15 protein-coding genes are annotated in these 23,008 nt (G+C 62.9%); 11 read left to right on the plus strand and 4 right to left on the minus strand.

Going from position 1 to position 23,008, the window contains the following annotated elements:
- Positions 1–273: 273 nt before the first annotated feature.
- From ACTM82_RS01680 to ACTM82_RS01690, 3 genes are all read left to right on the plus strand, one after another.
- Positions 274–2,478: a DEAD/DEAH box helicase gene (locus ACTM82_RS01680; RefSeq protein WP_441054814.1), complete on the plus strand. Its 2,205-nt coding sequence runs from the start codon at positions 274–276 to the stop codon at positions 2,476–2,478.
- A gap of 972 nt (positions 2,479–3,450) precedes the next feature.
- Positions 3,451–3,654 carry a type II toxin-antitoxin system RelB/DinJ family antitoxin gene (locus ACTM82_RS01685; protein WP_117734431.1) on the plus strand — a complete coding sequence of 68 codons (204 nt, stop codon included), beginning with the start codon at positions 3,451–3,453 and terminating at the stop codon, positions 3,652–3,654.
- An 88-nt stretch (positions 3,655–3,742) separates the two neighbouring features.
- Positions 3,743–4,654 carry a CPBP family glutamic-type intramembrane protease gene (locus ACTM82_RS01690; protein ID WP_441054812.1) on the plus strand — a complete coding sequence of 304 codons (912 nt, stop codon included), beginning with the start codon at positions 3,743–3,745 and terminating at the stop codon, positions 4,652–4,654.
- Here ACTM82_RS01690 and ACTM82_RS01695 read toward each other — a convergent pair.
- Entirely contained in the window at positions 4,651–6,795 is a 2,145-nt protein-coding gene (locus tag ACTM82_RS01695) for a YgiQ family radical SAM protein (protein WP_441054810.1), read from the minus strand. The two genes, ACTM82_RS01690 and ACTM82_RS01695, sit on opposite strands and share 4 nt — an antisense overlap.
- Positions 6,796–7,045: 250 nt before the next feature.
- On the opposite strand from ACTM82_RS01695, the gene ACTM82_RS01700 reads away from it, so the two are divergent.
- The 4 genes from ACTM82_RS01700 (at position 7,046) to ACTM82_RS01715 (ending at position 11,954) form a co-directional block, all read left to right on the plus strand.
- Complete coding sequence (locus ACTM82_RS01700) at positions 7,046–7,762, plus strand: YoaK family protein (protein ID WP_154515938.1); 717 nt, start codon at positions 7,046–7,048, stop codon at positions 7,760–7,762.
- 228 nt (positions 7,763–7,990) lie between these two features.
- Positions 7,991–9,157, plus strand: coding sequence for a lactaldehyde reductase (fucO, locus tag ACTM82_RS01705; RefSeq protein WP_154515935.1), 1,167 nt, complete (start codon positions 7,991–7,993; stop codon positions 9,155–9,157).
- A gap of 265 nt (positions 9,158–9,422) precedes the next feature.
- Positions 9,423–10,442, plus strand: a complete 1,020-nt coding sequence (locus ACTM82_RS01710) for a M42 family metallopeptidase (RefSeq protein WP_441054833.1) — start codon at positions 9,423–9,425, stop codon at positions 10,440–10,442.
- Positions 10,443–10,580: 138 nt separating this feature from the next.
- Positions 10,581–11,954, plus strand: a complete 1,374-nt coding sequence (locus ACTM82_RS01715) for a hypothetical protein (RefSeq protein ID WP_441054808.1) — start codon at positions 10,581–10,583, stop codon at positions 11,952–11,954.
- A gap of 8 nt (positions 11,955–11,962) precedes the next feature.
- Here ACTM82_RS01715 and mnmA read toward each other — a convergent pair whose 3' ends face one another.
- The gene (gene mnmA, locus ACTM82_RS01720) at positions 11,963–13,228 is read right to left on the minus strand and encodes a tRNA 2-thiouridine(34) synthase MnmA (RefSeq protein ID WP_441054806.1); all 1,266 of its coding nucleotides are present in this window, start codon (positions 13,226–13,228) and stop codon (positions 11,963–11,965) included.
- Between the two features lie 18 nt (positions 13,229–13,246).
- On the minus strand, positions 13,247–14,185 hold the full coding sequence (gene cysK, locus ACTM82_RS01725; RefSeq protein WP_441054804.1) for a cysteine synthase A: 939 nt from the start codon (positions 14,183–14,185) through the stop codon (positions 13,247–13,249).
- A 251-nt stretch (positions 14,186–14,436) separates the two neighbouring features.
- Between cysK and ACTM82_RS01730 the strand changes: the two genes are divergently transcribed.
- On the plus strand, positions 14,437–14,865 hold the full coding sequence (locus ACTM82_RS01730; protein WP_154515923.1) for an RrF2 family transcriptional regulator: 429 nt from the start codon (positions 14,437–14,439) through the stop codon (positions 14,863–14,865).
- Between the two features lie 137 nt (positions 14,866–15,002).
- Here the strand turns inward: ACTM82_RS01730 and ACTM82_RS01735 are convergent, their stop codons facing one another.
- A complete protein-coding gene (locus ACTM82_RS01735) occupies positions 15,003–15,368 on the minus strand; it encodes a phage holin family protein (protein ID WP_427717799.1) in 366 nt (121 codons plus the stop codon).
- A 326-nt stretch (positions 15,369–15,694) separates the two neighbouring features.
- Here ACTM82_RS01735 and ACTM82_RS01740 point away from each other — a divergent pair, with 326 nt between their 5' ends.
- The 3 genes from ACTM82_RS01740 (at position 15,695) to ACTM82_RS01750 (ending at position 22,963) form a co-directional block, all read left to right on the plus strand.
- Positions 15,695–15,994: a YerC/YecD family TrpR-related protein gene (locus ACTM82_RS01740; protein WP_154515917.1), complete on the plus strand. Its 300-nt coding sequence runs from the start codon at positions 15,695–15,697 to the stop codon at positions 15,992–15,994.
- A gap of 240 nt (positions 15,995–16,234) precedes the next feature.
- Positions 16,235–19,333, plus strand: a complete 3,099-nt coding sequence (locus tag ACTM82_RS01745; protein ID WP_441054802.1) for a PD-(D/E)XK nuclease family protein — start codon at positions 16,235–16,237, stop codon at positions 19,331–19,333.
- Between the two features lie 3 nt (positions 19,334–19,336).
- Positions 19,337–22,963 (plus strand): UvrD-helicase domain-containing protein, encoded by a 3,627-nt coding sequence (locus tag ACTM82_RS01750; protein ID WP_441054801.1) that lies wholly within the window; start codon positions 19,337–19,339, stop codon positions 22,961–22,963.
- The last annotated feature ends 45 nt before the right edge of the window (positions 22,964–23,008 follow it).

Genomic DNA, 23,008 nt, shown 5'->3' on the forward strand with positions numbered 1-23,008 from the left:
GCGGGGGTCTCTGCTCGGCTCCTCCCGCCCTGTCATCTGTGGTTTACGTGGGGGCATACGGAGTGCAGGTATACTAACCCGCGGCGAATCTGCTCCATCGCTTAGAGCTGCTGCGTCTGGACGGCGCGTGATATGGCTGCCAAAGCGATCGCCAGCGTGCTGAGCAACGTCCTCTCTGTGCGCACCCTTTTTGTATGTACTAGCGCACTACCAAGCACGCCCGCGCGGCCGCATGCCGTGCCCCTTGCGCGTGCAGATAAGGAACAACAACATATGCGTAATTCTGTATCCGACGTTACCGACGCCGAGATCCTGGACGAGACCCGCGAGGCCATGGCCCAGGCTGCCTTCGATGCGGCCGACGAGGCCAGCGCCGCCGAGACCGTCGAGTCCGCTACCGAGAACCTGCCCGCCTTTGACGAGCTGGGTCTTTCGGACGAGATACTTCGTGCCATCGAGAACCTGGGTTACACGGCGCCGACGCCCGTGCAGGCCGGCTCGATCCCCGTGGTGCTCGAGGGCCGCGACCTGCTTGCCGCCGCTCAGACCGGCACCGGCAAGACGGCCGCCTTTTTGCTGCCGACCATGAACAATCTGGAGCACATCGCTCCTCCCAAACCTGTGCGCGAGCGCGGCGGCCGTAACCGTCGTCGCGGTGCTAAAAAGCCCGAGGGCAACGGCCGCGGCCCCGTGATGCTCGTCATCACCCCTACGCGCGAGCTCGCCCAGCAAATCGACGAGGTCGCGAGCAAGATCGCCGACGTCACCGGCCATGTTGCCGTGACCGTCGTGGGCGGCGTGAGCTACAAGCCGCAGACCGCTGCCCTCAAGTACGGCTGCGACATCCTGGTCGCAACGCCGGGCCGTCTGGTCGATCTGATCGAGCAGGGTGCCTGCCACCTGGACGAGGTCAAGGTGCTGGTGCTCGACGAAGCCGACCGCATGCTCGACATGGGCTTTTTGCCCGCCGTTCGCCGTATTGTGCGCGAGACGCCGGCCGAGCGCCAGACGCTGCTGTTCTCGGCGACCCTCGACGAGGAGGCCGTGGGCGAGATCACCGACCTTGTGAGCGACCCGGCCCGCGTGGAGATCGCGCCCGCCACATCGACCGCCGACACCGTCGACCAGTTTGTGTTTCCGGTGTCCATCGAGGCCAAGAACAACCTGCTGCCCGAGTTCCTCAAGAAGGAAGGCCCGGAGCGCACCATCGTCTTTATGCGCACCAAGCACCGTGCCGACAGCTGCTGCCGTCGTCTGGAGCGCAAGGGTATCAAGGCCGCCGCGATTCATGGCAACCGCAGCCAGGCCCAGCGCGAGCGCGCGCTTTCGGCCTTCCGCGACGGTACCGTCGACGTGCTGGTGGCAACCGACGTGCTCGCCCGCGGCATCGACATCAGCGACGTGCGCTACGTCGTGAACTTTGACGTGCCGGCCGAGCCGACCGACTACATCCACCGTATTGGCCGTACGGGGCGCGCCGGCGAGCTGGGCTGGGCCATCACGTTTGTGACCGAGCAGGACGTGGATGAGTTCTACGAGATCGAGAAGCTCATGGACAAGACGGCCGACATCTACGAGGCCGGCGACCTGCATGTGGGTCCCAATCCGCCCGCGGTTGACCCCGAGCGCGACCCTGCGGCCTTTAAGGTGAAGAAGAAGGCCAAGCGCGGCAAGTCCAAGAGCAAGAAGAAGCTTGAGCAGGCGCGTCGCGACGGCAAACGCAACGGCGACGATTACGGCGATGTGGCCGGTCGTTCCAACCGCGGTCGTGATGAGCGTCGCGGCGACAGCGAGCGCCCGAGCCGTCCCAAGCGCGGCGGCAAGACCCGCGTGCGCGAGGGCGTTCAGGCTCGCGTGGACGAGGCCGTGGAGAGTGTGGCCCGCGAGGTGGCTGCCGAGGAGCGCGGCGGTGCTGGTGCCGTCGAGCCGGCCCCGCGCGGCAACCGTGCCGAGCGTCGTGCCAAGCAGTTCCAGGGCGAGGCACATCGCCGTCGCCGCGAGGACGAGGACCGCGGCGGTCGTCGCCGTGTTGAGCGCGAGGACGAGGGCCGCGGTTCGCGCGGCGGCAAGCGCGGCGCGGGCGACCGCCGTCGTTCCGGTCGTGATGACGAGCGCGGTGGCCGCGGCGGCGAGTCCCGTGGCGGCAAGCGCTTTGAAGAGCGCGGTGGCCGCGGCGGTGGGCGTCGCGAGGATGCTCGCGGCAATGGCGGCCGCAGTGGCGCCGGCCGTTCTGGCGAGTCGCGCGATCGTCGCGATCCGCGTGCCAGTCGAGATCGTCGCGATGACTGGCGCAACTACGACGATACCCGCGAAGAGCGCCGCGGCGGCTATCGCGGCGGACGTGGCGGCAACCAGGCCGGCTCCCGTGGTGGCCGTGCCGGCGGTCGCGATAACCGTGGCAGCTATGGCAACAGCCGTGGCGGCAAGCGCGGCGGCAGCTCCCGTCGCCCCGGTGACGGCGGCGGCAAGCGCAAGTAACATACGCGTCGCGCGGTAAGGCGACACGAGTTTGGGCCTCGAGCAGACTATGCTCGGGGCCCTTTTAGTGGGCTCAGTATTAGGTGGGGCCAGTCTTCTTCGTGGAAACGCACGGAGACGGTCGCGGCAAGGGATACGGGCTATCGACCTAGTTGGAGATTCGCGTATGCGGGGGCCGACATCAACGCAGGGCATGAGGTTTTCTGCTGACGCGCGGCGGCTGCGGTGCCCGGGCGGACACGCCGGGGATTTCGCCCGCTGCCTGGCGCCCTTGCCGCCATCCGGCTTTCGCGCTCGCATTCTTTTGGATGCGGGCGTGTTTTTCGTGGCGCGCACGGGTCCCCCGGGGCGCGCCGTGCATTTTTGGGAGTTTTCAGCAAGCCGGGGTGGCTGCATACGCGCTGGAATCGTCTTTTTGAGCCAGCGGGATCCTTCGGCAGGCGATTTGGGTTGGCTGACGGCGTCCGGCGCGGCGATAACGCGCGTTTCGCGTCGCGCCGTGCCCCAAAACGACGCCAATCGCGCGGCGTCCACGATTTGCGGCACCGCCTGCGGGGGCCGCGATGCTGAAAACTCCGGTTTTTGCACGGTCCAAGCGGGGGTACGTTTGGACGGGAAGGGGCACCCCCGTCTATTTATGCATGACGCAAGCGAAATTATGCAAGACAATAGGGCGCCATGCGCCGGATACCCAGCCTGGGCGCGCCATACGCCGACGCTTAGGCCCTCGATATCTCGGACATCATCACGCTCTAAATACTAACCCAGCAACAAAATAATCCGTCTTTTCTCCGTCCCCATGGGACCGGGTGTGGTATTCTATCTCCTGTGTATAACTTAGGAATACCAAGTAATACCAACGCCGCAGAAACAAACTCCAGATGCGGGCCAATCGGGTTGCCTTCACAGCCCGTCGCCCAGCCGCGTGGCCCGCGTCTATCCGCACTACCGTTGTTTCAAAAAGGAAGCGCCATGGCAGAACACATGACCCCGGTTGTCGCGAAGGTCTTGCCCGAGGAAAAGGCGGCCTTCGCGGCGGCAACCCAGCTCGTGGGCACCACGCCGTCCAACGCCATCCGCATGTTTATCGCCGCGTTCAATCGCTGCGGCACCTTCCCGTTCGACATCTCGCCCAACGGGGCCTTTGGCACTGCACCCGATTCTCATCAACAATGACTGTCCCAAACTGCCGGTACTTGGGGACGTTCCTTGTCTGCCGGCAGTTAAGGAACGTCCCTCAGTGCCGGGTTTTGAGGAGGTTGGCATGCTCAATGCGATAGCGTGGGCGCTCGCCTGTTTTGGCGTTGTCGCTGCCGATATTGCCCTGAGCGTCGTTTTGTTCTCCGCCCTTGGCGTCGCATCGGTGTTCATGGGTTTTTCGATCGATGACCTCGACATTCAATTGCTTCAGGCCGCCGCTCAGACGGCGTCGTTTTTGATGGCGCTGCTGTGGTGGCGTTATCTGTGGCCGCGCTCGTTTATGGCGCGTTCGCAAAGCGAGCATCCGCTCGGCGGGGGAGCGCGTGGGGCGTGGAAACGCATCGCCTGCGTTATCGTGATCGGTCTTGCCCTGCAGGTGGTCGTTAGCTACGTGACCGACGCCGTGCTGTCGCTGTTGCCCGATGCCGCGGCCGACTACAGCGAGCTTGTCGAGGAAACGGGCATGGGCGATACCAGTCCTCTTGCCGTCCTGACCACGGTGCTCGGCGCGCCGTTTTGCGAAGAGCTCCTGGTGCGCGGTGTTATCTTTGAGTTTTCGCTGCGTGCGTTTAATCCCCAGTGCCGTCCGCTCTGGAAGCGTCGGCGTCGTGCGAGTGCGCAAGACGGCGCCATAGTGTCCTGGGCGGCCCCAAGCACGTGGGGTGTCGCCGCGGCGATTATGCTGCAGGCGGCAATCTTCGGTTTTATGCACATGAATTGGGTGCAGGGTTGCTACGCGGGTGCCGCCGCCCTCATCTTTGGTTGGGTGCTCGTGACGACCGGAAAGCTCCGCTACACGATCCTGCTGCACTTTGCCTTTAATGCCGGGTCGTATCTCATGGGCCTGCTCTGGTTTGTGAACACGCCGCTCGACGTGGTAATTACGGTCGCTATCGCCGGCGTCATCCTCGTTGAGGCAATGCGCTCGTTGCGCTACGCGTGTGGGATGGACGCAGCGAGCGCACTGCTGCCTTAGTTGCGGCGACCGCCTCCGTTGGCACCCTGACGCCCCTGAGCCGCACGGTTGCGCCCGGCGGTGTTCTGCGCGCGCGACATGCCGCCGTGGCCCTTGCTGCCTTTGGGCCCCTTGGCTCCAGTGCCGCCAGCGCCACCGTGGCCCTTGCCGCCCTTCTTGCCGGTGCCATGTCCGCCGCCGGCAGATGTCTCGCCCGGGCGTGGCGGCACGGGACGGATCAGGCAATGCTTGGTGTAGCCGATCAAATCGCGACGCCCGGCTTTCTCTAGCGCCTCGCGCACGAGCTTGTAGTTCTCGGGCTTGCGATACTGGATGAGCGCGCGCTGCATGGCCTTCTCGTGCGGGTCGCGCGCCACATAGATCGGCTCCATGGTGCGCGGGTCCACGCCGGTGTAGTACATGCACGTCGACATGGTGGACGGCGTGGGGTAGAAGTCCTGCACCTGCTCGGGCATGTAGCCCATGTCTCGCACGGCCTCGGCAAGGTCCACGGCTTCCTTCATCGTCGATCCGGGGTGGCTCGAGATCAGATACGGCACCACGTACTGCTTGAGTCCGTACTCGCGGTTCAAGCGTTCAAATTTACGGCAGAATGCGTCGTAGACGGCTCGGCTCGGTTTGCCCATTACGGACAGCACCGCGTCGCTCACGTGCTCGGGTGCTACGCGCAGCTGGCCCGAGACGTGGTGCTCCAGCAGCTCGCGCAAAAACTCGTCCGAGGCATCGGCCATGGTGTAGTCGAAGCGGATGCCGCTGCGGACAAAGACCTTCTTGACGCCCGGCAGCTGGCGCAGGTCGCGCAGCAGCTGGGTGTAGCCGCTCTCGTCGACCACCATGTTCTTGCACACGCTCGGCCACAGGCAGCGCTTGTTCTTGCATACGCCGTGCTTGAGCTGCTTGTCGCAGGCGGGACGGCTAAAGTTGGCCGTCGGCCCGCCCACGTCGTTGATATATCCCTTAAACTCGGGATCGCGCGTGAGCAGCTCGGCCTCGCGCATGATCGAGTCGTGGCTGCGCATCTGCAGCACGCGACCCTGGTGGAAGGTGAGCGCGCAAAACGAGCACTCGCCAAAACAGCCGCGGTTGGAGCTAATGGAAAACTTGATCTCGGCAAAGGCCGGCACGCCGCCCGCCGCGTCGTAATCGGGATGCCAATCGCGCGCGTAGGGGAGTTCGGCAACCTCGTCCATCTCGTCGGTGGTGAGCGTCGCCGACGGCGGGTTCTGCACCACATAGACGCTGTTGGGGTAGGGCTCTACCAGGCGATGTCCGGTGATGGGGTCCATATTCTGCTGCTGCACGTTAAAGCTGCGCGCGTAATTGAGCTTGTCGGCGGTAAGGTCGTCCCAACTGGGCAGCAGGTCGTAGTCGTAGACCTCGTCGAGCGAACCCGTGCGGTAGACGGTGCCGTTGATATAGGTAATCTGATCGACGGGCAGTCCCGCGTCGAGCGCGTCGGCGATCTCGACAATCGCGTGCTCGCCCATGCCGTAGATGAGGATGTCGGCGCCCGAGTCGAGCAGTACCGAGCGCTTGAGCTTGTCCTGCCAGTAGTCGTAGTGGGCCAAGCGACGCAGGCTTGCCTCGATGCCGCCGATGATGATGGGGGCGTCCTTGAATGTCTGGCGGATGAGGTTGCCGTAGACCGTGACGGCACGGTTGGGGCGGTGTCCCTCCTCGCCACCGGGGGTATAGGCGTCGGTGTGGCGGCGGTGCTTGGTCACCGAATAGTGGTTGACCATGGAGTCCATGTTGCCGGCGCTGACGAGAAAGCCCAGGCGCGGCTCGCCGAGCACGGTGATGCTGGCGGGGTCGGTCCAGTCGGGTTGGCAGATGATGCCCACCTTGTAGCCGTGCGCGTCGAGGACGCGGCTGATGATGGCCATGCCAAAGCTGGGATGGTCCACGTAGGCGTCGCCGCAGATGTAGACAAAGTCGCACTGGTCCCAGCCGCGCGCATCCATGTCGTCGCGGCTGACGGGGAGGAACTTATCGCGGCCCGGGCGCCAGGGGCGGACAGGCGCTGCCGGGGCATGCGCGGGGCGCGAGCCCTGGGCTTTGCTTCCACGCTTTTGCTGCTGGCCGCGTTGGGCATGCTTGCCGTGCTGGTTGTGCTGAGCGTCCTGGGGCTTTTTTGCCACGATTCCTCCCGGTGTTTGTATGCTGCACGTAATTGTAACCAGTCTTTTTGGGACGGGGCTAAAAAGACTGGTGGAGTACACGAGGTGTCGGGTGTCGATGCCGCGCCCGTCGTTTGTTTCCAGACGGTGTATCTGCGCGTTGGGGAAGCCGTCTCGCGGGCGCGCCATGTTGTCAATGGGTTACAGTATGAACGGCGGCTATGTTTCCGCCAACGCACGAGAGGGTCGTCAACAAGGAGGGCGCACGACGATGCAGCGTGCCAAACAGATATCGGAGTCTATTGAGCTGGGCATCATCTTGGCGCTCGCCGGTGGCTTTATGGACGTTTATTCGTACATTGGGCGCGACCATGTTTTCGCCAACGCGCAGACGGGCAACATCTTGCTGGTGGGCGTGAGCATCTCGGAGGGCAATTGGGCGCTCGCGGGGCGCTATTTCTTCCCTGTGGTGTCGTTTGCCGTGGGCATTATGCTTGCCGACCTGGTACACGAACGGTTTGGCAGCGTGATTCACTGGCGCCAGGTGACGGTGTTCTTTGAAGCCGTCATCTTGCTGGGCGTGAGCTTTATCCCCGGCGGCGGCTACAACTTGCTCGCCAACTGCCTCATCTCGTTTGCCTGCGGTATGCAGGTCGAGAGCTTCCGCAAGATCCACGGTCACGGCATTGCCACGACCATGTGCATCGGTAACCTGCGCAATGCGCTGCAAAACGTGGACGACTACATCATCACCCACAAGCGCGGCTTTTTGGAAAACGGCCTGCTGTACTTTGGCGTGATCTTTACCTTTGTGTTTGGCGCTGTGCTGGGAAACTGGTGTATTGAGCGCATGGGGCTGCACGCTATTGCGGTGGCGAGCGTGCTGCTGTTCGTGGCGTTTGCCATCATGTTTATCGACCGCGAGCGCGACCTGCGTTTTCGCTGGAAGCGCGCCTGCGAAGATTGGAAAGAGGCCTGCCAAAAATAGCGGCAGGATGTGGCAAGGGGCTGACCCCTTGCCACACTGATCAATAATGGGGAGGGGACGGTCATCTCGGCCGCCCCTTTTTGTTTAGTGGTCAGGCGGTGACGATACCAGTTGTTGAAACGCTTTAAATAATCTGACGTTCTCACGCGTTTTTCGCTTCAAAAGCGTTAGGATGGGAGCCATAGCGTGGGGCGTAATGGGTGCCCCGCACACGATGGGAGGCTATCAATGGCTAATCGTTTCGTTCTCAACACCATCTCTTATCATGGTTCCGGCGCCATCAAGGAGATCCCCGGCGAGCTCCAGCGTCGCGGCTACAAGAAGATTTTCGTCTGCTCCGACCCCGATCTGGTCAAGTTTGGCGTTACCGCTAAGGTGACCGATGAGCTCGATGCCGCCGGCATCGCTTGGAGCCTCTACTCCGAGATCAAGCCCAACCCCACTATCCAGAACGTCAAGGACGGCGTCGAGGCCTTCAAGGCCGCCGAGGCTGATGCTATCGTGACCGTCGGTGGCGGCTCCTCTATGGACACTGCCAAGGCCATCGGCATCATCATCAACAACCCCGAGTTCGCCGATGTCCGCAGCCTCGAGGGCGTTGCTCCCACTAAGAACCACGCCGTGTTCACCATCGCCGTGCCGACGACCGCCGGTACCGCTGCTGAGGTGACCATCAACTACGTCATCACCGACCCCGAGAAGGTCCGCAAGTTCGTGTGCGTCGACACCAACGACGCCCCCGAGGTCGCCGTCGTCGACCCCGACATGATGGCTTCCATGCCCGCCGGCCTGACCGCTTCCACCGGCATGGACGCTCTGACCCACGCCATCGAGGGCTACACCACCAAGGGCGCTTGGGAGCTCTCCGACATGTTCCACTTTGAGGCCATCAAGCTGATCAGCGAGAACCTGCGCGACTCCGTTGCCGAGGCCAAGTCCGGCCAGCCCGGCTCCGGCCGCGAGGGCATGGCTCTTGGTCAGTATGTTGCCGGCATGGGCTTCTCTAACGTTGGCCTGGGCATCGATCACGCCATGGCTCACACCCTGTCCGCTCACTACGACACTCCGCACGGCGTCGCTTGCGCCATGCTGCTGCCGATTGCCATGGAGTTCAACAAGCCGGTTTGCGCCGAGCGCCTGGCCAAGGTCGCCGTCGCCATGGGCGTTGACACCACGGGCATGAGCACCGATGAGGCTGCCGACGCCGCTATCGCCGCCGTTAAGCAGCTCTCCGCTGACGTGAACATCCCGCACGTCTGCGAGGCCATGAAGGCTGACGAGATCGAGGTCCTGGCCAAGGACGCCATGGCCGACGCTTGCTTCCCGGGCAACCCGCGCGAGGCGACGCTCGACGACGTCATCGAGCTCTTCAAGAAGATCTGCCCGGCTGCCTAACATGGTTCGGCGGGCCCCCGCCCGTTACCCCCACAATCGTCCTCGGACATGTCGGAGGCCCCGCTGCGCACTACGTGCGGCGGGGCCTCCTTCTGTCCTGCGGAAAGATTCTGGGGCTAACGGGCGGGGGCCCGCCGGCTCGTTATCGTGGCGGGCGCCGCTCTGAGAAGCTCGATGGGTTGTCTCGCTAGGTAAAAAGATGGTTCGCGGTGGTATTGTTGCTGTGGGTTTAATTCGATATGAAAGGGTGACTTTGGTGTCCAAGATGGATTCTACGCTCTCCTATATTACTGACCAGTTGAAGGCGCTTACCTCGATTGCTTCGCCTACGGGCTATACCCGTGCGGCGACTGATTATCTAATGGAAACGTTGCGCGATATGGGCTTTGGCCCCGAGCGTTCCAATAAGGGCAACGTGCTGGTTGAGCTTGGCGGCGAGGGCGAGCCGCTTGTGTTGGCGAGCCATGTCGATACCCTGGGCGCCATGGTGCGCTCCATTAAGGACAATGGTCGCCTGCGTCCCACGACGCTCGGCGGGCATCAGTGGTCTACGGCCGATGGCGAGAACTGCACCGTCTACACGCGCGATGGCAATGTGTACACGGGTGTGGTCCTCAATACCGAGCCTTCGGCGCACGTGGCCGACGAGCCGGTCAAGACCATCGAGAAGAACATGGAAATCCTGCTCGACGAGAATGTCGACAGCAAGGATGACGTGCTCGAGCTGGGCATCCAGACGGGCGACATCATCGCTATGGATCCGCGTACCACGGTGACGGAGAGCGGCTACATTAAGAGCCGCTTCCTGGATGACAAGCTGTCGGCGGCGATTCTGCTGGGTTTGGCCCGCGCCGTTGCTGACGGCGAGGTGACGCTTTCGCGCAAGGTTTCACTGCTCTTTACGGTGTACGAGGAGGTCGGCCACGGTGGTGCCTTTGTGCCGGCCGACACGCGCGAGATGATCAGCGTGGACATGGGTTGCGTGGGTGACGATCTGGGCTGCACCGAGCGCATGGTGTCGATTTGCGCCAAGGATTCGGGCGGCCCCTACAACTACGATCTGGTGACCACGCTGTCCAATATCGCGCGCGAGCTGGAGCTCGATTACGCCATCGACGTGTACCCGCATTACGGCTCAGACGTTGAGGCCACGCTTTCTGCCGGCTACGACATCCGTCACGGCCTGATCGGCCCTGGCGTGTACGCGAGCCACAACTACGAGCGCAGCCACATCGACGGCGTGCGCAATACCTACGAGCTGGTTCGCGCCTACGTTCAGCGCTAGGGGAGCAGCTTGCGACTCGGCTGACCAATCGCTAAAGCCCGATTTCTCGGGCTTTTTTTCGCTTTGGGTCGTTTAGTATTATGATGTATGTAATCTATTAACTAAACGTGTAAATTACTTAACGAGGTGATGTGGTGTATGGATACGTCTGAGTACTTGTCTATGGGTGATGCTGCCCGCCTGCTGGGCGTTACGAAAGCCCGCATATCTCAACTTGCCGCATCGGGAACGCTCGCGTGCGATATTGTGGGCGGACGGAAGATGGTCGAGTACAATTCCGCGGTCGCTTATCAAAAGGTCCGCAAACGTGGACGCCGTCCTGCGGCCGATGTGGGGCGCAAGTTTACGCTGATGTCGGCCGACCATGAGGTCGCGCATGTCTCATTTGATCCGTCGCGCGAATTTCCCTTCGAAATCGCGGAGGTCCTCGATGCACAACGAATGCCGTTTGGCACGTGCTCGAGCTCTTCTCCTACGGTGAATAAACGGGAGCTCAACGTGTGGTGGAGCCATCGGTCGGTGCCCGATGTTCGCCCCGGACTCGTCTCGCGCTATCGTGAACTGGGAATTGCCAGTGGCATCGAGGTCCCGGTTCAGTGCCTGGGCCTCTCGCTTTCGGATTGCTATTGGCTGCGGCCGGCAGAATGCGACGGGCTCAAATGGCGAAACCTCAATTACTTCGAGAATGATTTTGAGCGATCGGCGCCCGAGGGACGTTCGGGTTGGCTGGAGGGCATCGGTCTTAAAAATCCGGATAACACGTCCGAGGGCGAGCTCCCTAAATCGTGGATGATCCGAAACGGCATTCGCTTTTTGGCTAAAGGTTGCGGCATGGACGATCAGCGTCCCTTTAACGAGGCGGTTGCAACGGCTCTACATCGTCGCTTGTTGTCGGAGGGCGAGTTTGTTCCTTATACGGTTGAGCGAATGTTCGATGGCCCTGTGTGTCTGTGCGACGACTTTCTTGACGGCCGCGAGGAATACGTTCCGGCTGTTTACGTTAAGGGCGCACTTGGTAGCCAGCGGGGAAACTCGACATACGACCGGTACTGCCGCTTCCTTGGTAAGCATGGAGCAGACGAGGCTGCCGTGAGAAGGTCTATGTCGCAGATGATTGTCTGCGATGCCCTTTTGGCCAACAGCGATCGCCATTGGCGAAACTTCGGCATCATCCGCAATGTCGACACCCTGGAGATAAGGCCTGCTCCGCTGTTCGATAGCGGCAACTGCCTGTGGTACAACGTACCAACTGCCGTGCTCGCAGCTGGGGAGTTTGGGTTTTCTGCTAAGCCGTTTGGGCCCGACCCTTCCGTCCAGCTGGCGCTTGCGGACTCACTCGATTGGTTCGATTCATCGCGGCTCAACGGATTTGTTGATGAGGCGATCGAGATTCTTTCGCAGAGCGAATGGGCCACAGCGGAGGGCCGGCTCGAGTCCATTTGCCGCGGCCTCGAGCGTCGCGTTATCGAGGTGAATGCTGCTGTTGAGGTACTTCGACACGTGCAGCGATAAACCCGTGGCTACTTAAGTGCGCCGGTCACGGTGCCGCCGCCCAGGACGACATCGCCGCGGTAGACTACAACGGCCTGGCCGGGGGCGACGGCGCGCTGCGGCTCGTCAAAGGTCAGAAGCATCTGTCCGTCGGCGCCACGTGTAAGGGTCGCTGCCTGGTCCTTTTGACGGTAGCGGTACTTGGTGCCCACGCGAATGTCGCCGGACGTGAGCTCTGCCTCCATGCGGTCGGCAGGGGCGCTCCAAATCCAGTCGTTGGCCGTGAGTGCTGTCGCCGTCAGGTCCTCAGCCTCGCCCAGATGCACAATGTTGTTGGCGGCATCGACGCCCGTTACATACACGGGGCGCGCCATCGCGACGCCCAGGCCCTTGCGCTGGCCGACGGTATAGCGCAGTGCGCCGTTGTGGCGTCCGACCACGCTGCCGTCGCGCCATACAATATCGCCCGGCTCGGCGGCATGCCCACAGCGGCGCTCGATATAGCCCGCGTAGTCGCCGTCCGCGATAAAACAGATATCCTCGCTCTCGGCCTTCTTGGCGTTGATGAAGCCCTGCTCGGCGGCAATGCGGCGCACGTCGCGCTCTTTGTCCAACCCTGCCAGCGGAAAGATTGTGCGTGCCAGGCGCTCTTGCGTGAGCGAATACAAAAAGTAACTCTGGTCCTTCTTGGAGTCTTCGCCGCGGTGCAGCTGCCAGGTGCCATCGGGCGCTTGGCTCGTTTTGGCGTAGTGACCCGTGGCAATGTAGTCGCAGCCCATATCGAGTGCCGCGTCGAGCAGCGCGCCAAACTTAATATGGCGGTTGCAGATGATGCACGGGTTGGGCGTCAGCCCCTCCTGGTAGGCGGTCACGAAGCGCTCGATAACGTTGCGGTCGAAGGCCTGCTGCAGGTCGAGCACATGGTGAGGTATCCCCAGGCGATCGGCGACGGCCTTTGCATCGGCGATGTCACGGTCGACCTTGCTCATGCCCGTGACGGGATCGGGCGCAGGGCAGGTGAGGCGCATAGTGGCACCGACGCATTCGTAGCCTTGGCACTTGAGCAGATAGGCAGTCACGCTGGAATCGACGCCGCCGCTCATGGCGACGAGCACGCGCTTGTTGTGCATGGGGAGGTTCTCCTTGGTGGCATGTGGCCAAAAAAGAAAAGCGGCGCGGGAGGCTGGTTCCGCGCCGCAGACATTGTAGCAAGTTCGGACGTCTCGTGGGACACCCTGACGGGATGGGCTCAGACCGCCGGGAGAGAGAGGAGGCAGGTTCGTCCCTGAGCTCAACCTATGGGAAAAAAGGCTCTAGTCCTGGAACAGTGCCGTGGACAGGTAGCGCTCACCGGTATCGGCGAGCAGTGCCACGATGGTCTTGCCCTCGTTCTCGGGGCGCTTGGCCAGCTGCAGCGCGGCCCACACGGCGGCACCGGACGAAATGCCCACGAGCACGCCCTCCTTGTGGCCCACGGCGCGGCCGGTGGCAAAGGCGTCGTCGTTCTCGACGGGGATGATCTCGTCATAGACCTGGGTGTCGAGGACGTCGGGCACAAAGCCGGCACCGATGCCCTGGATCTTGTGCGGACCGGCCTGGCCCTTGGAGAGTACCGGGGAGGTGGCGGGCTCGACGGCGACAACCTGAATCTCGGGGTTCTGCTCCTTGAGGAACTCGCCCACACCGGTCACGGTGCCGCCGGTGCCAACGCCGGCGACGAAGATGTCGACCTTGCCGTCGGTGTCGTCCCAGATCTCGGGGCCGGTCGTGGCCTTATGGATGGCGGGGTTGGCGGGGTTCACAAACTGGCCGGCGATGATGCTGTTGGGGGTCTCCCTCTGCAGCTCCTCGGCCCTGGCGATGGCGCCCTTCATGCCCTTGGAGCCGTCGGTGAGCACGAGCTGTGCGCCGTATGCCTGCATAAGCTTGCGGCGCTCGACGGACATGGTCTCGGGCATGGTGATGATCACCTTGTAGCCGCGAGCCGCCGCCACCGAGGCGATGCCAACGCCGGTGTTGCCGCTCGTGGGCTCGATGATGGTATAGTCGCCGCCGCGCACGAGCTTGCCGGCCTTCTCGGCCTCGTCAATCATGTTCTTGGCGACGCGGTCTTTGACGGACCCGGCGGGGTTGAAGTATTCCAATTTGACGAGCACGCGGGCCTTAAGGTCCTCATCGGCCTCAAAGTGAGTGAGCTCCAAAAGCGGGGTGTGGCCGATAAGCTGATCGATGGACGTATAAACCTTGCTCATGGTGAACCTCCAAGTGTTCAAATGACTGGATACCGTGTAGTTTTACGGTGGCCTAGTAGCTAAACCCATAAACCTTATAGGTTGTTTGTTTAGCTGTTGGCAAGCATAGTAGACACTAAAGCCTAGTAATGCAATAGGAAATAGGAGATTATTACGAGCTGATTAACCACCTTGACTGGAATGGGTATTTTCAAAGCCAATTTTTCGGCTAGAATTTCAACGGATTAAAAGACCGAAAGGCAGCACTATATATGTTGGTTTCTACTAAGGGCAGGTACGCCCTGCGCGTTATGGTCGACCTGGCCGAGCACCAGGCGGCCGGTCGCATCCCGCTCAAAGAGATCGCGGCGCGACAGGGGATTTCCGAGAAATATCTCGAGAACATCTTGGCTACGCTCGTGCGCGCCAACATGCTCTCGGGCATGCGCGGCAAGGGCGGCGGCTACGTGCTCACGCGCCCGCCCGAGCAGTACACGGTGGGAGAGATCTTGCGCCTGACCGAGGGCAGCCTGGCGCCGGTCGCCTGCCTGGATGGCGACTGCAAGGGCTGCTCGCGATCTGACGAGTGCCCCACGCTCGACGTGTGGAAGAACCTGGACAAGCTCATCAACGACTACCTCGACGGTGTGACGCTCGATGCGCTCGTCGCCCCCAACGGGGGCTACGACTACGTCATCTAGCCCCACCAGCCATTTGGGGACGGGGTAGAAATGGTAGATTTTCTTGTCCTCTGAGGCTTGACAAAGGCGAAGGCCGTCCATCGTTGCGATGGACGGCCTTCGTTTTGGCGTGTTGTGGCGGTTCGTATCCGGTTGCTTTAGTTCCTGGCGATGCTGTCGAAGATGCTTCGAGTGATGGACACCAAAATGCTACCCATAAAGGCCGACCCAAAGCTGGCAATGGAGATGCCCGCGCCCAGCAGATTTACCGATAGGTAGCTGGCAAGCTCGAGCATAAAGCTGTTGACTACAAGCTGAAAAATACCCAGCGTGATAATGGTGAGCGGCAGCGAGATGACCGTCAGGAGCGGCTTGACGAGCGAGTCGACGACGTTGAGGAACAGTCCCACAAAGGCAAAGCAGACCCAGGCGTCGGCCATGCCGAAGGGCTGAATGCCGGGGACGAGGAACGTGGCGATCGCGATAGCGATTGAGGTCAAAAGCCAGTTGAGCAAGAAGCGCATGGTGGGTTCCTTTCCGGTGCGCGTGACGTGTTGGTGGCGCGTGAGCTCGTTTGCCGCGGCGAATCGGATGGTTGCCTTGGCGTGCGCCTCTGCTTTGGGCGCCCATTGTCTCAGATATTCGTGGAGCTTGCGTGCGCATTCGGTTTCAAAACGGCGTTCGTCCTAAAAAACGCGCCGCTGACAGAGAGTCTTGTCACTTTAGTTTGGTGGTGTGCTAAACTGCTACGGGCAAAAGCCACATGCGTTGCCCTATTGCATAGAATGGGCGAACGATGCCCGGTACCAGTATCAACTTCGATGCCTTTTGGCGGGTTTGGCGGTGATCGATGAATATCGAGAACATGTTTGACAAGCCTGATGTCAAGCAGCTAGTCCACGCATTTAGTCTTTTGGACGACGAGAAAGATATCCAAGCGTTTTTGACCGATATCTGCACGCCGCGCGAGATTTGCGATCTATCGCAGCGTCTGCAGGTCGCGCGCTACCTGGACGAGGGCGAGCCCTATGTCGAGGTTCAGGTCCGTACCGGCGCTTCGTCCACCACGGTGAGCCGTGTATCCAAGGCGCTCAACGGCGAGTACGGTGGCTATCGCAAGATCCTCATTAAGCTGGAGGATGGCGAATAGGCCGAGGCAAAACGAATTGTGAAAAACCGCTCCTCCGGGGGCGGTTTTTATATGCCGAATAATTGGTGCAAAGGGGCCAGGTTCGCTTGCACCAACGGACGAGTCTGCCCCCTTTGCACCAATGCGGTGCAAAGCGACTTGTCTCCAAAGCACCAAAACATGAAGCTGCGGTGGCAATGTGTCCGCTTGGGCGGGTAGGATGGATGCATTGATTATTGCGAACAGTTTGAGTGGAGGACCATGCCTGTTCGAATCTATACCACTAATGCCGGCACGGATTTGAGCGATGCCGAGTCGGCGCTGCTTGCCGACCTTATTGCCCGCCACGGGCGCGCCGTGCTGCTGGCGCCAACGTTTGCCGAGCTCGACCTGTGCCGTCATGATGCGGCGGAAGCCGGCGTTTCGCTGGGCATCGATTACAAGACGCCCGCGTCGTGGCTTCGCTCGCTTTGGGAGCTTTTGGGCGACGGGCGCGGTTTCGTCGACAACCTGCAGCGCCAGATGCTGTTTTCGGACATGGTCACGCGTCTCGATGATGTCGACCTGCAGCCGCTTTCGCGCAGCCAGGGCACTGTGCGCATGCTTGCGCGCATGGCCCGCGATGTGCTGCCAGGTGTGGCGGGGACAGCTGCCGAGCGATGCCGTGGCAACAATTGCCGGCCTGAGCCAAAAAGCGATGCCGAGGCTCGTGTGTTCGAGCTTTTGCGTGCCTACGCGGGCGGTTTGGACCGTCGAGATATGGTCGAGCCCTGCGAGGCGGCTGACATTATGGCCAGCGCCCTGGCCGATAATTTGCCGGCGCGCGCCCGTGCCGTCTGTGTACGCGGCGTCACGTCGTTTACGCACGGTCTGCTCGAGCTGCTGTCTGCTGTGGCGAACAGTGGGGGAGAGGTCGTCGTGCTGCTTGCTCGCGAGCAGGCGGCGATGCGCGAGGAACTTGCCGCGGCATTTGATGCCAGCGGTGTGCTATTTGAGGTCGCGCCGCTGGGGGAGGACGCCGTCGCGTCTGATGCCGCTTGTGGAGCTACCGCTCAGCCTGCCTTTATTGAGGTCGCTGGCCCCCACGCCCGTGCTCATGCTTATGCGGACGCAATTGATGATCTGGTAAAAGCGCGCCAGGGTTTCGGGGCCGACGATACCGTCGGCCTCTCCGCCGACCCCGTGCGCCTGCTCGTTGTTTCTGCCCGGGCACCCCAGCTGTTCGGTGAGCTTGCCTCTCGTCTGGCGGCCCGTCATATCGCTGCCGAGACAACTGAATTCACGGCGTTTTCCCAATCCATTGCGGGCAGGCAGTTTGCGGCGCTTGCCAGCTTGATCGAGCGCATGAAGGCGGCCGATGAGGGTGTGGCGTCAAAGACCGAGTGGTGGCCCGCGCCTGAGCTTGCCGACTGGATCTACAGTCCGCTTTCGGGCGCTGATGCCGCCAATGCCCGTATCTTCGATAAGAATATGCGTCTCTCGCGTAGCAAGACTACCGCGGGCGTTAAGAGCCTGCTGCAGAGCGTGCAAGGCCAGGTGAGGGGCGCACGCAAGGCGGCAAGCGACGAAAACTGGTTTAAGAACGTACCGTGTGTGGTCTCGGACGTGTTCCAGGCACTGTGGCGCGACAAGCCCGTGACGGCGCTCAAGGCCATGCTTGCCGTTGCCGAGGCGTTGCCCGATCGCTCGCTGGGCAGCTTGGATGGCCAAGCTCGTCGCCAAGCGGAGGCGGTCCTGCTGCGCCACGCCATTGACATCCTTATGAATGGCGCCCGCGCGCTCGACGTGTCACAGGCCGCGACCGTGCCCGTGCTCGATGGCATTCGCACCAAGGTGGACAAGCGTAGCACCGCCTACGATTACGATACCTACGAGGTTGACCGTGCGCCACGTGCCCAGGTTCGCTTTGCCTCGCTTGCCGATGCGGCGGCTCTGCGCCCCGGCAGCTACGATGCCGTGCTGTTTGCCGATGTCGATCTGGACAGCTATCCGCTCTCACACGAGGAAGGACCGCTGGCCACGTTGGCTGCGAGCCTTGGTCGCGAGGGCGTGACGCTTGAGCCTGCGGCCTTGTTGCGCGTGCGCTTTGGCCACGCGATGGAGGCGGCACGTGGCCCGGTTGCGCTTGCGCGCGTGACGCACGATCGCCAGGCGCGCGAGTGCTATCCGGCTGCCGTGTGGACCGAGTTGCGGGCGCATGCCGAGGCCACCGGTGCCGCTCGGGTGACATGCGTGGGCGAGGGCGATATCGTAGGTGATTTTGACCCTGCAGCCGGCAAGGGCCTCAAGCGCGAGCGCGTGGCATGCGAGGCTCCTCAGCATTTGAGCGAGGCGGCCGTGCCATATCTGGTCTTGCGCCGTCGGGACGGCGAGGGCGAGGACGCGCCGCTTGTACCGCGTCTGACGTCTGCCTCGCAGATCGAGGCCTATTCCACCTGCCCGCTGTGCTGGTTCGTCTCGTATCGCGTTAAGCCCCAGTCTATCGACGCGGGTTTTGGCAACATGGAGAAGGGCAACTTTGTCCACGACGTGCTGGAACATCTGCATGCCCGCTTGCCCCAAGAGGGCATGGAGCGTGTGACGCCCGAAAACCTGCCGCGTGCGCAGGAGCTGCTGCACGAGGTCTTTGCCGAGACCTTGGCCGAGCACGCCGGCAAGCGTGGCAACGAGGGCCCGCTGGTACCGCTCTCTGCGGTGGAGGAGCGTCAGGTGGCCGAGATCCTGCCGCAGCTGGAGGGCGTGCTTGCTTACGAGTCCGAGGCGCTTGCCCCCTTCGCTCCGCGCTACCTGGAGTTTGCGTTCAACGAGCTCCAGGTCGAGTATGCCGGCTGGCCGCTCGGCGGGCGCATTGACCGTGTGGATGTGGATGCCGAGAATCGCGCTGTGGTGATTGACTACAAGCATCGCACGGGCGTTGAGGAGTTTAAGCTCGCCGATCCTACGGTGCGCGACGAGGAATCGGGCACGGCGTCCATCGACGATCCGCGCTGGTTGCCGCCACATACCCAAACGCTCATCTACGCCCAGGCCATGCGCCGGGCGCTGGATTTGGATACCCGTGCGGCACTCTATTTTTCGACCAAGGGCGGCAAGCCGGCGTTGCGCGGTGCCGCGAGCGCCGAGCTGCTCGAGGAAGAGCGTGGCGACGGTCGCATCCCGGGCCTTAAGAAAGGTTTCCCCGGCGAGGGTGGCAGCATGGACTTCGACGCCCTGCTCGATCGCGTGGAGGCCGGCATCGCCGAGCGCTTGCGCGAACTCGAGGCGGGCAACGTCACTGCTGTCGACCCGGCGTCGACGCAGGCCGCGCATGCCCGCTGCTCGTATAACCACGAAGGAACGTTTGTAAGGAGGGACGTGTAGACCATGGATCTTTCGACCTTGATGCCGCAACAGCTGCAGATCGTCAAGACGCTCGACCGTCCGCTGTTTGTCTCGGCGGGCGCCGGTTCGGGCAAGACCTTTACCCTCACGCGCCGCATCGTCTACGCGCTCTCGCCCGAATCCGGTCCGTTCGTCGAGCATCTGGACCAGGTGCTCGCCATTACCTTTACCAAGGATGCCGCGGCCGAGATCCGCGACCGCGTGCGCCGTGCGCTTATCGACGAGGGCATGGACGAGGAAGCGCTGACCGTCGACGACGCGTGGATCTCGACCATTCACGGCATGTGCTCGCGTATCCTGCGCGCACACGCGCTGGAGTTGGGCATCGACCCCGAGTTCACGGTGCTCACCGATACCGACGAGCTCATGGACCAGGCTGTTGAGCATGTGCTGGCCCGCGCGACGGCACCCGATGCCGCCCCCGAGCTCGCGGCATCGCTCAAGGCCCTCTACGCCTGGTATCCCATGGCGGGCGAGGGCGGCCCCTTTGGCGCCGGCACGACCATCAAGGGCCTGGTACGCGACCTGCTGGAGCTCTCGAGCCAGCTGCCGGGCGGCATGGACGACGTGCGCGTGGCGCGCGGCCAGGCCGATACCTCGGCGCTCGCCGATGCCTATCGATCGGCGCTGGGCGCAAGCAAGGCCGCGACCGAGAAGGCGCAGACGGCGCTCGATGCCATCGACGCGTTCGAGGCGAGCGGCAAGACCATGGCCGATGCGGCGCGACTCATGATGTCGTGCGCCATGCCGCGCGCGAGCAAGGCATTCCCCAAGGAGCAGGTCGAGCTGCTCAAGGCCGAGGCCGCCGATGCATTTATCAATATCGTGCTTGCCTGCGGTGCCCCCGCGCTCGATGCACTGGTGGGCTTGGCCCGCTCTGTAGAGGCCGAGTATCGCGCACTGAAGGCTGCCCAGTCCGCCCTCGATAATAACGACCTGCTGCGCATGGCCTACGAGGCCCTGCGCGATTACCCTGCCATTCGTGCTGCGTACGAGGGCCGCTTTAAGATGGTCATGATCGACGAGTTTCAGGATACCGACCAGATGCAGGTCGACCTGATCCGTTACCTGACGGGTGCGGGGGAGCGCGCACTGTGCACCGTGGGCGATGCGCAGCAGTCGATCTATCGCTTCCGCGGCGCCGAGGTCGAGGTGTTCCGTCGCCAGGAGCGCAAGGTGGGATCGGCGGCGTCGTCGGAGACGGTTGCCACGTCCGATGCCCCCGCCGGCGAGCTCGTCAAGCTCGTGCGCAACTTCCGCAGCCACGACGAGGTGCTGCGCTATGTGGCCCGCGTCTTCGACGGCGATGACGGCGGCCTTATGCAGGGCTTTTTGGATCTTGAGGCGAGCGACGGCCGCAAGGACACGCTGGTGGCGGATGCCTCGCGCCGCCAGGCCCTCTTTGTTGCCGGCGGCAGTACGCAGGAGCGCACACAGGCCAAGGCCCGCGCGATCGCGGAGCGATTCCGCGCGCTTGCCGATGCCGGCCAGCCCCAGGGCGGCATGGTGCTGCTGCTGGGCCGCATGACCAACGCAGACGTCTACGCACAGGCCTTCCGTGACCAGGGGCTCGACTGCGTCATCGCGGGCGGCTCGGTCTTTGCCCAAGCTGCCGAGGTGCAGACGGTGCGCGCCCTGGTTTGTGCCCTCGCCAATCCGGCCGATACGGCGCAGGGTCTTATGCCGCTGCTGGCCTCGCCGATGTTTGCACTCGGCGCCCAGGAGTTCCTGGCGCTGGCGACCAAACTCGACGATCAGACGGGCGAGACGTCGCGCCGCAACATCGATGCGGGCATCATGAGCGATTCCGATGTGCCGGGCTTGCAGGGCTTGCCGCTCGTGACGCGTGCCCGCGAGGTGCTGCGCTACGCACTGCGTCGCGTGGGGCGTGATTCGTTCGCCGCCATCGCGCGCGACGCGGTCAATGCTTCCGGCTGGTTCGTGCGCCTGGCGCAGCGCGGCCCCGAGGGCAAGGCCATCGCCGCCAACGTGCTCAAGGCGCTCGATGCCGTGGCCGAGGCGGAGGCCGAGTTCGGTAACTCGCCGCGCTCCATTGCGCTTGCCTTCGATCGCTTCCTGGCGGGCAAGGAGGCCCCGGGCGCCCTCAACGAGGGGGGCGACGGCGCGGTGCGCATCATGACGGTTCATGCCTCCAAGGGTCTGGAATATCCGGTCGTGGCGGTCTCCGAGTGCTTTGGCGTGCGTAAGTCCTCGGGTGCGGCACAGATGGGTCGCGTCGAGGGCGGAGCGCAGGTCGTGGCGCTGCCGGCACGCTTCGACGGCGTTAAACTCGCGGACGGTACGTTCGTAAAGGGCGATGACGTCAAAAAGCAGTTTGAGCATGCGTTTAAGGGCAAGGGCACGTCGCTGTGGCTACCGCCGGAGCTCATGGAGGACGTCTGTGCGACGGGTTCTCCCGCCGAGGCATTTGCTCGCCTGCGCAACGACGACCTGCAGCTTTCGCTCGAGGAGCGGGCCCGTTTGCTCTATGTTGCCATGACCCGTGCGCGCGAGCTGGTGATCTTGGCGATGGATGCGGGCGTGAGCCGTGGCAAGGTGACGGTGCCGACCTTCGATGTCGAGACCGATCTGACCTACGACGTGTTGCGCCGCATTCTGCCGACCGACGCTCTGGACATGCCGCAGCTCGATGCCGACCGCCTGGTATTCGACAACTCCCAGCCGGGCGACTACGAGCTCATTTCGCTTTCGGACTTTACCTTTGGCGAGCAGGCGTTTGAGGCCAACGCTTCGCTGGATGCCGAGGGCAGGCTCGTTCGTGGCGATACCGATGTCGCCGATAATGCTGCGCACTCAACCGTGCCCGGTCCTGCCGACCCCAAGCCCGATTCGTTTGAACTCGTATATCCCCAGGCGGCGGGCGTGCGCATGGGCACGTGTCCGTTCCCGGCGCGTGATTCGTACAGCTATTCGTCGATCGCCGCGGCGCTCCATGCCGAGACGGAAGACCGTGCCGCCGAGGCGCGTGTTCCCATGGACGAGGCGGGCGACGATGCCGAGTCGGATGGCTCGGAGATGGCCGATGCAGACGTGGCTGCTGTCGAGCCCGCCGGCAACCCCATGGCGCTGGGCTCGGCGTTCCATGCCGCCTGCCAGTGGCTCATCGAGATGGGTGCCGATGCGCTGCCCGCTGAGCGTGCCGATGCGCTGACGCGCCTGTGGTGCCTGACGCCGGAGCAGCGCGAGCGTTTTGACGTTGCCCTGAATCGCTGGCTCAGGTCGTCGGTCCGTGCCGAGCTTCTTGCCTGGCCGTGCGTCCGTGCCGAAGTGCCGTTCTTCTCGCTGGGCTGCGAGGACAAGGACATTGCCCGCTACGGTGTATATGCCGAGGGCGCCATCGATGCGCTGGCGACCGACCCGGCCGATCCGTCACGCGCACTGGTCGTCGATTACAAGACGGGTGGCACGCCGGATGAGACACCCGACCAGCTGCTCGAGAAGCACGCCCTGCAGGCGCGCGTCTATTCGGATGTTCTGCATAAGGCGGGCTTTAAGACGGTGACCGTCAAGTTCGTCCGCGTGGAGCAGACGGCCCCAGCTGTCTTAGTCGAGCTCGCCGAGCCCCAGGTGGTCACCTACAACCTCTAACCCTCAATAACGTGCGGTGGAATCCTTTTCGATTCCACTGCAGCT

The organism is Collinsella sp. HCP3S3_E5, from assembly GCF_052067635.1.
Taxonomy (GTDB): Bacteria; Actinomycetota; Coriobacteriia; order Coriobacteriales; family Coriobacteriaceae; genus Collinsella.

Excerpts from the sequence above, each read along its gene's own strand:
- ACTM82_RS01730 (WP_154515923.1), top strand. The coding sequence starts at position 14,437 with ATGTTGGTTTCTACTAAGGGCAGGTACGCCCTGCGCGTTATGGTCGAC.
- fucO (WP_154515935.1), top strand. The coding sequence starts at position 7,991 with ATGGCTAATCGTTTCGTTCTCAACACCATCTCTTATCATGGTTCCGGC.
- ACTM82_RS01740 (WP_154515917.1), top strand. The coding sequence starts at position 15,695 with ATGAATATCGAGAACATGTTTGACAAGCCTGATGTCAAGCAGCTAGTC.
- ACTM82_RS01745 (WP_441054802.1), top strand. The coding sequence starts at position 16,235 with ATGCCTGTTCGAATCTATACCACTAATGCCGGCACGGATTTGAGCGAT.
- ACTM82_RS01715 (WP_441054808.1), top strand. The coding sequence starts at position 10,581 with ATGGATACGTCTGAGTACTTGTCTATGGGTGATGCTGCCCGCCTGCTG.
- ACTM82_RS01750 (WP_441054801.1), top strand. The coding sequence starts at position 19,337 with ATGGATCTTTCGACCTTGATGCCGCAACAGCTGCAGATCGTCAAGACG.
- ACTM82_RS01700 (WP_154515938.1), top strand. The coding sequence starts at position 7,046 with ATGCAGCGTGCCAAACAGATATCGGAGTCTATTGAGCTGGGCATCATC.
- cysK (WP_441054804.1), bottom strand. The coding sequence starts at position 14,185 with ATGAGCAAGGTTTATACGTCCATCGATCAGCTTATCGGCCACACCCCG.
- ACTM82_RS01710 (WP_441054833.1), top strand. The coding sequence starts at position 9,423 with ATGGATTCTACGCTCTCCTATATTACTGACCAGTTGAAGGCGCTTACC.
- ACTM82_RS01690 (WP_441054812.1), top strand. The coding sequence starts at position 3,743 with ATGCTCAATGCGATAGCGTGGGCGCTCGCCTGTTTTGGCGTTGTCGCT.
- ACTM82_RS01685 (WP_117734431.1), top strand. The coding sequence starts at position 3,451 with ATGGCAGAACACATGACCCCGGTTGTCGCGAAGGTCTTGCCCGAGGAA.
- ACTM82_RS01735 (WP_427717799.1), bottom strand. The coding sequence starts at position 15,368 with ATGCGCTTCTTGCTCAACTGGCTTTTGACCTCAATCGCTATCGCGATC.
- ACTM82_RS01680 (WP_441054814.1), top strand. The coding sequence starts at position 274 with ATGCGTAATTCTGTATCCGACGTTACCGACGCCGAGATCCTGGACGAG.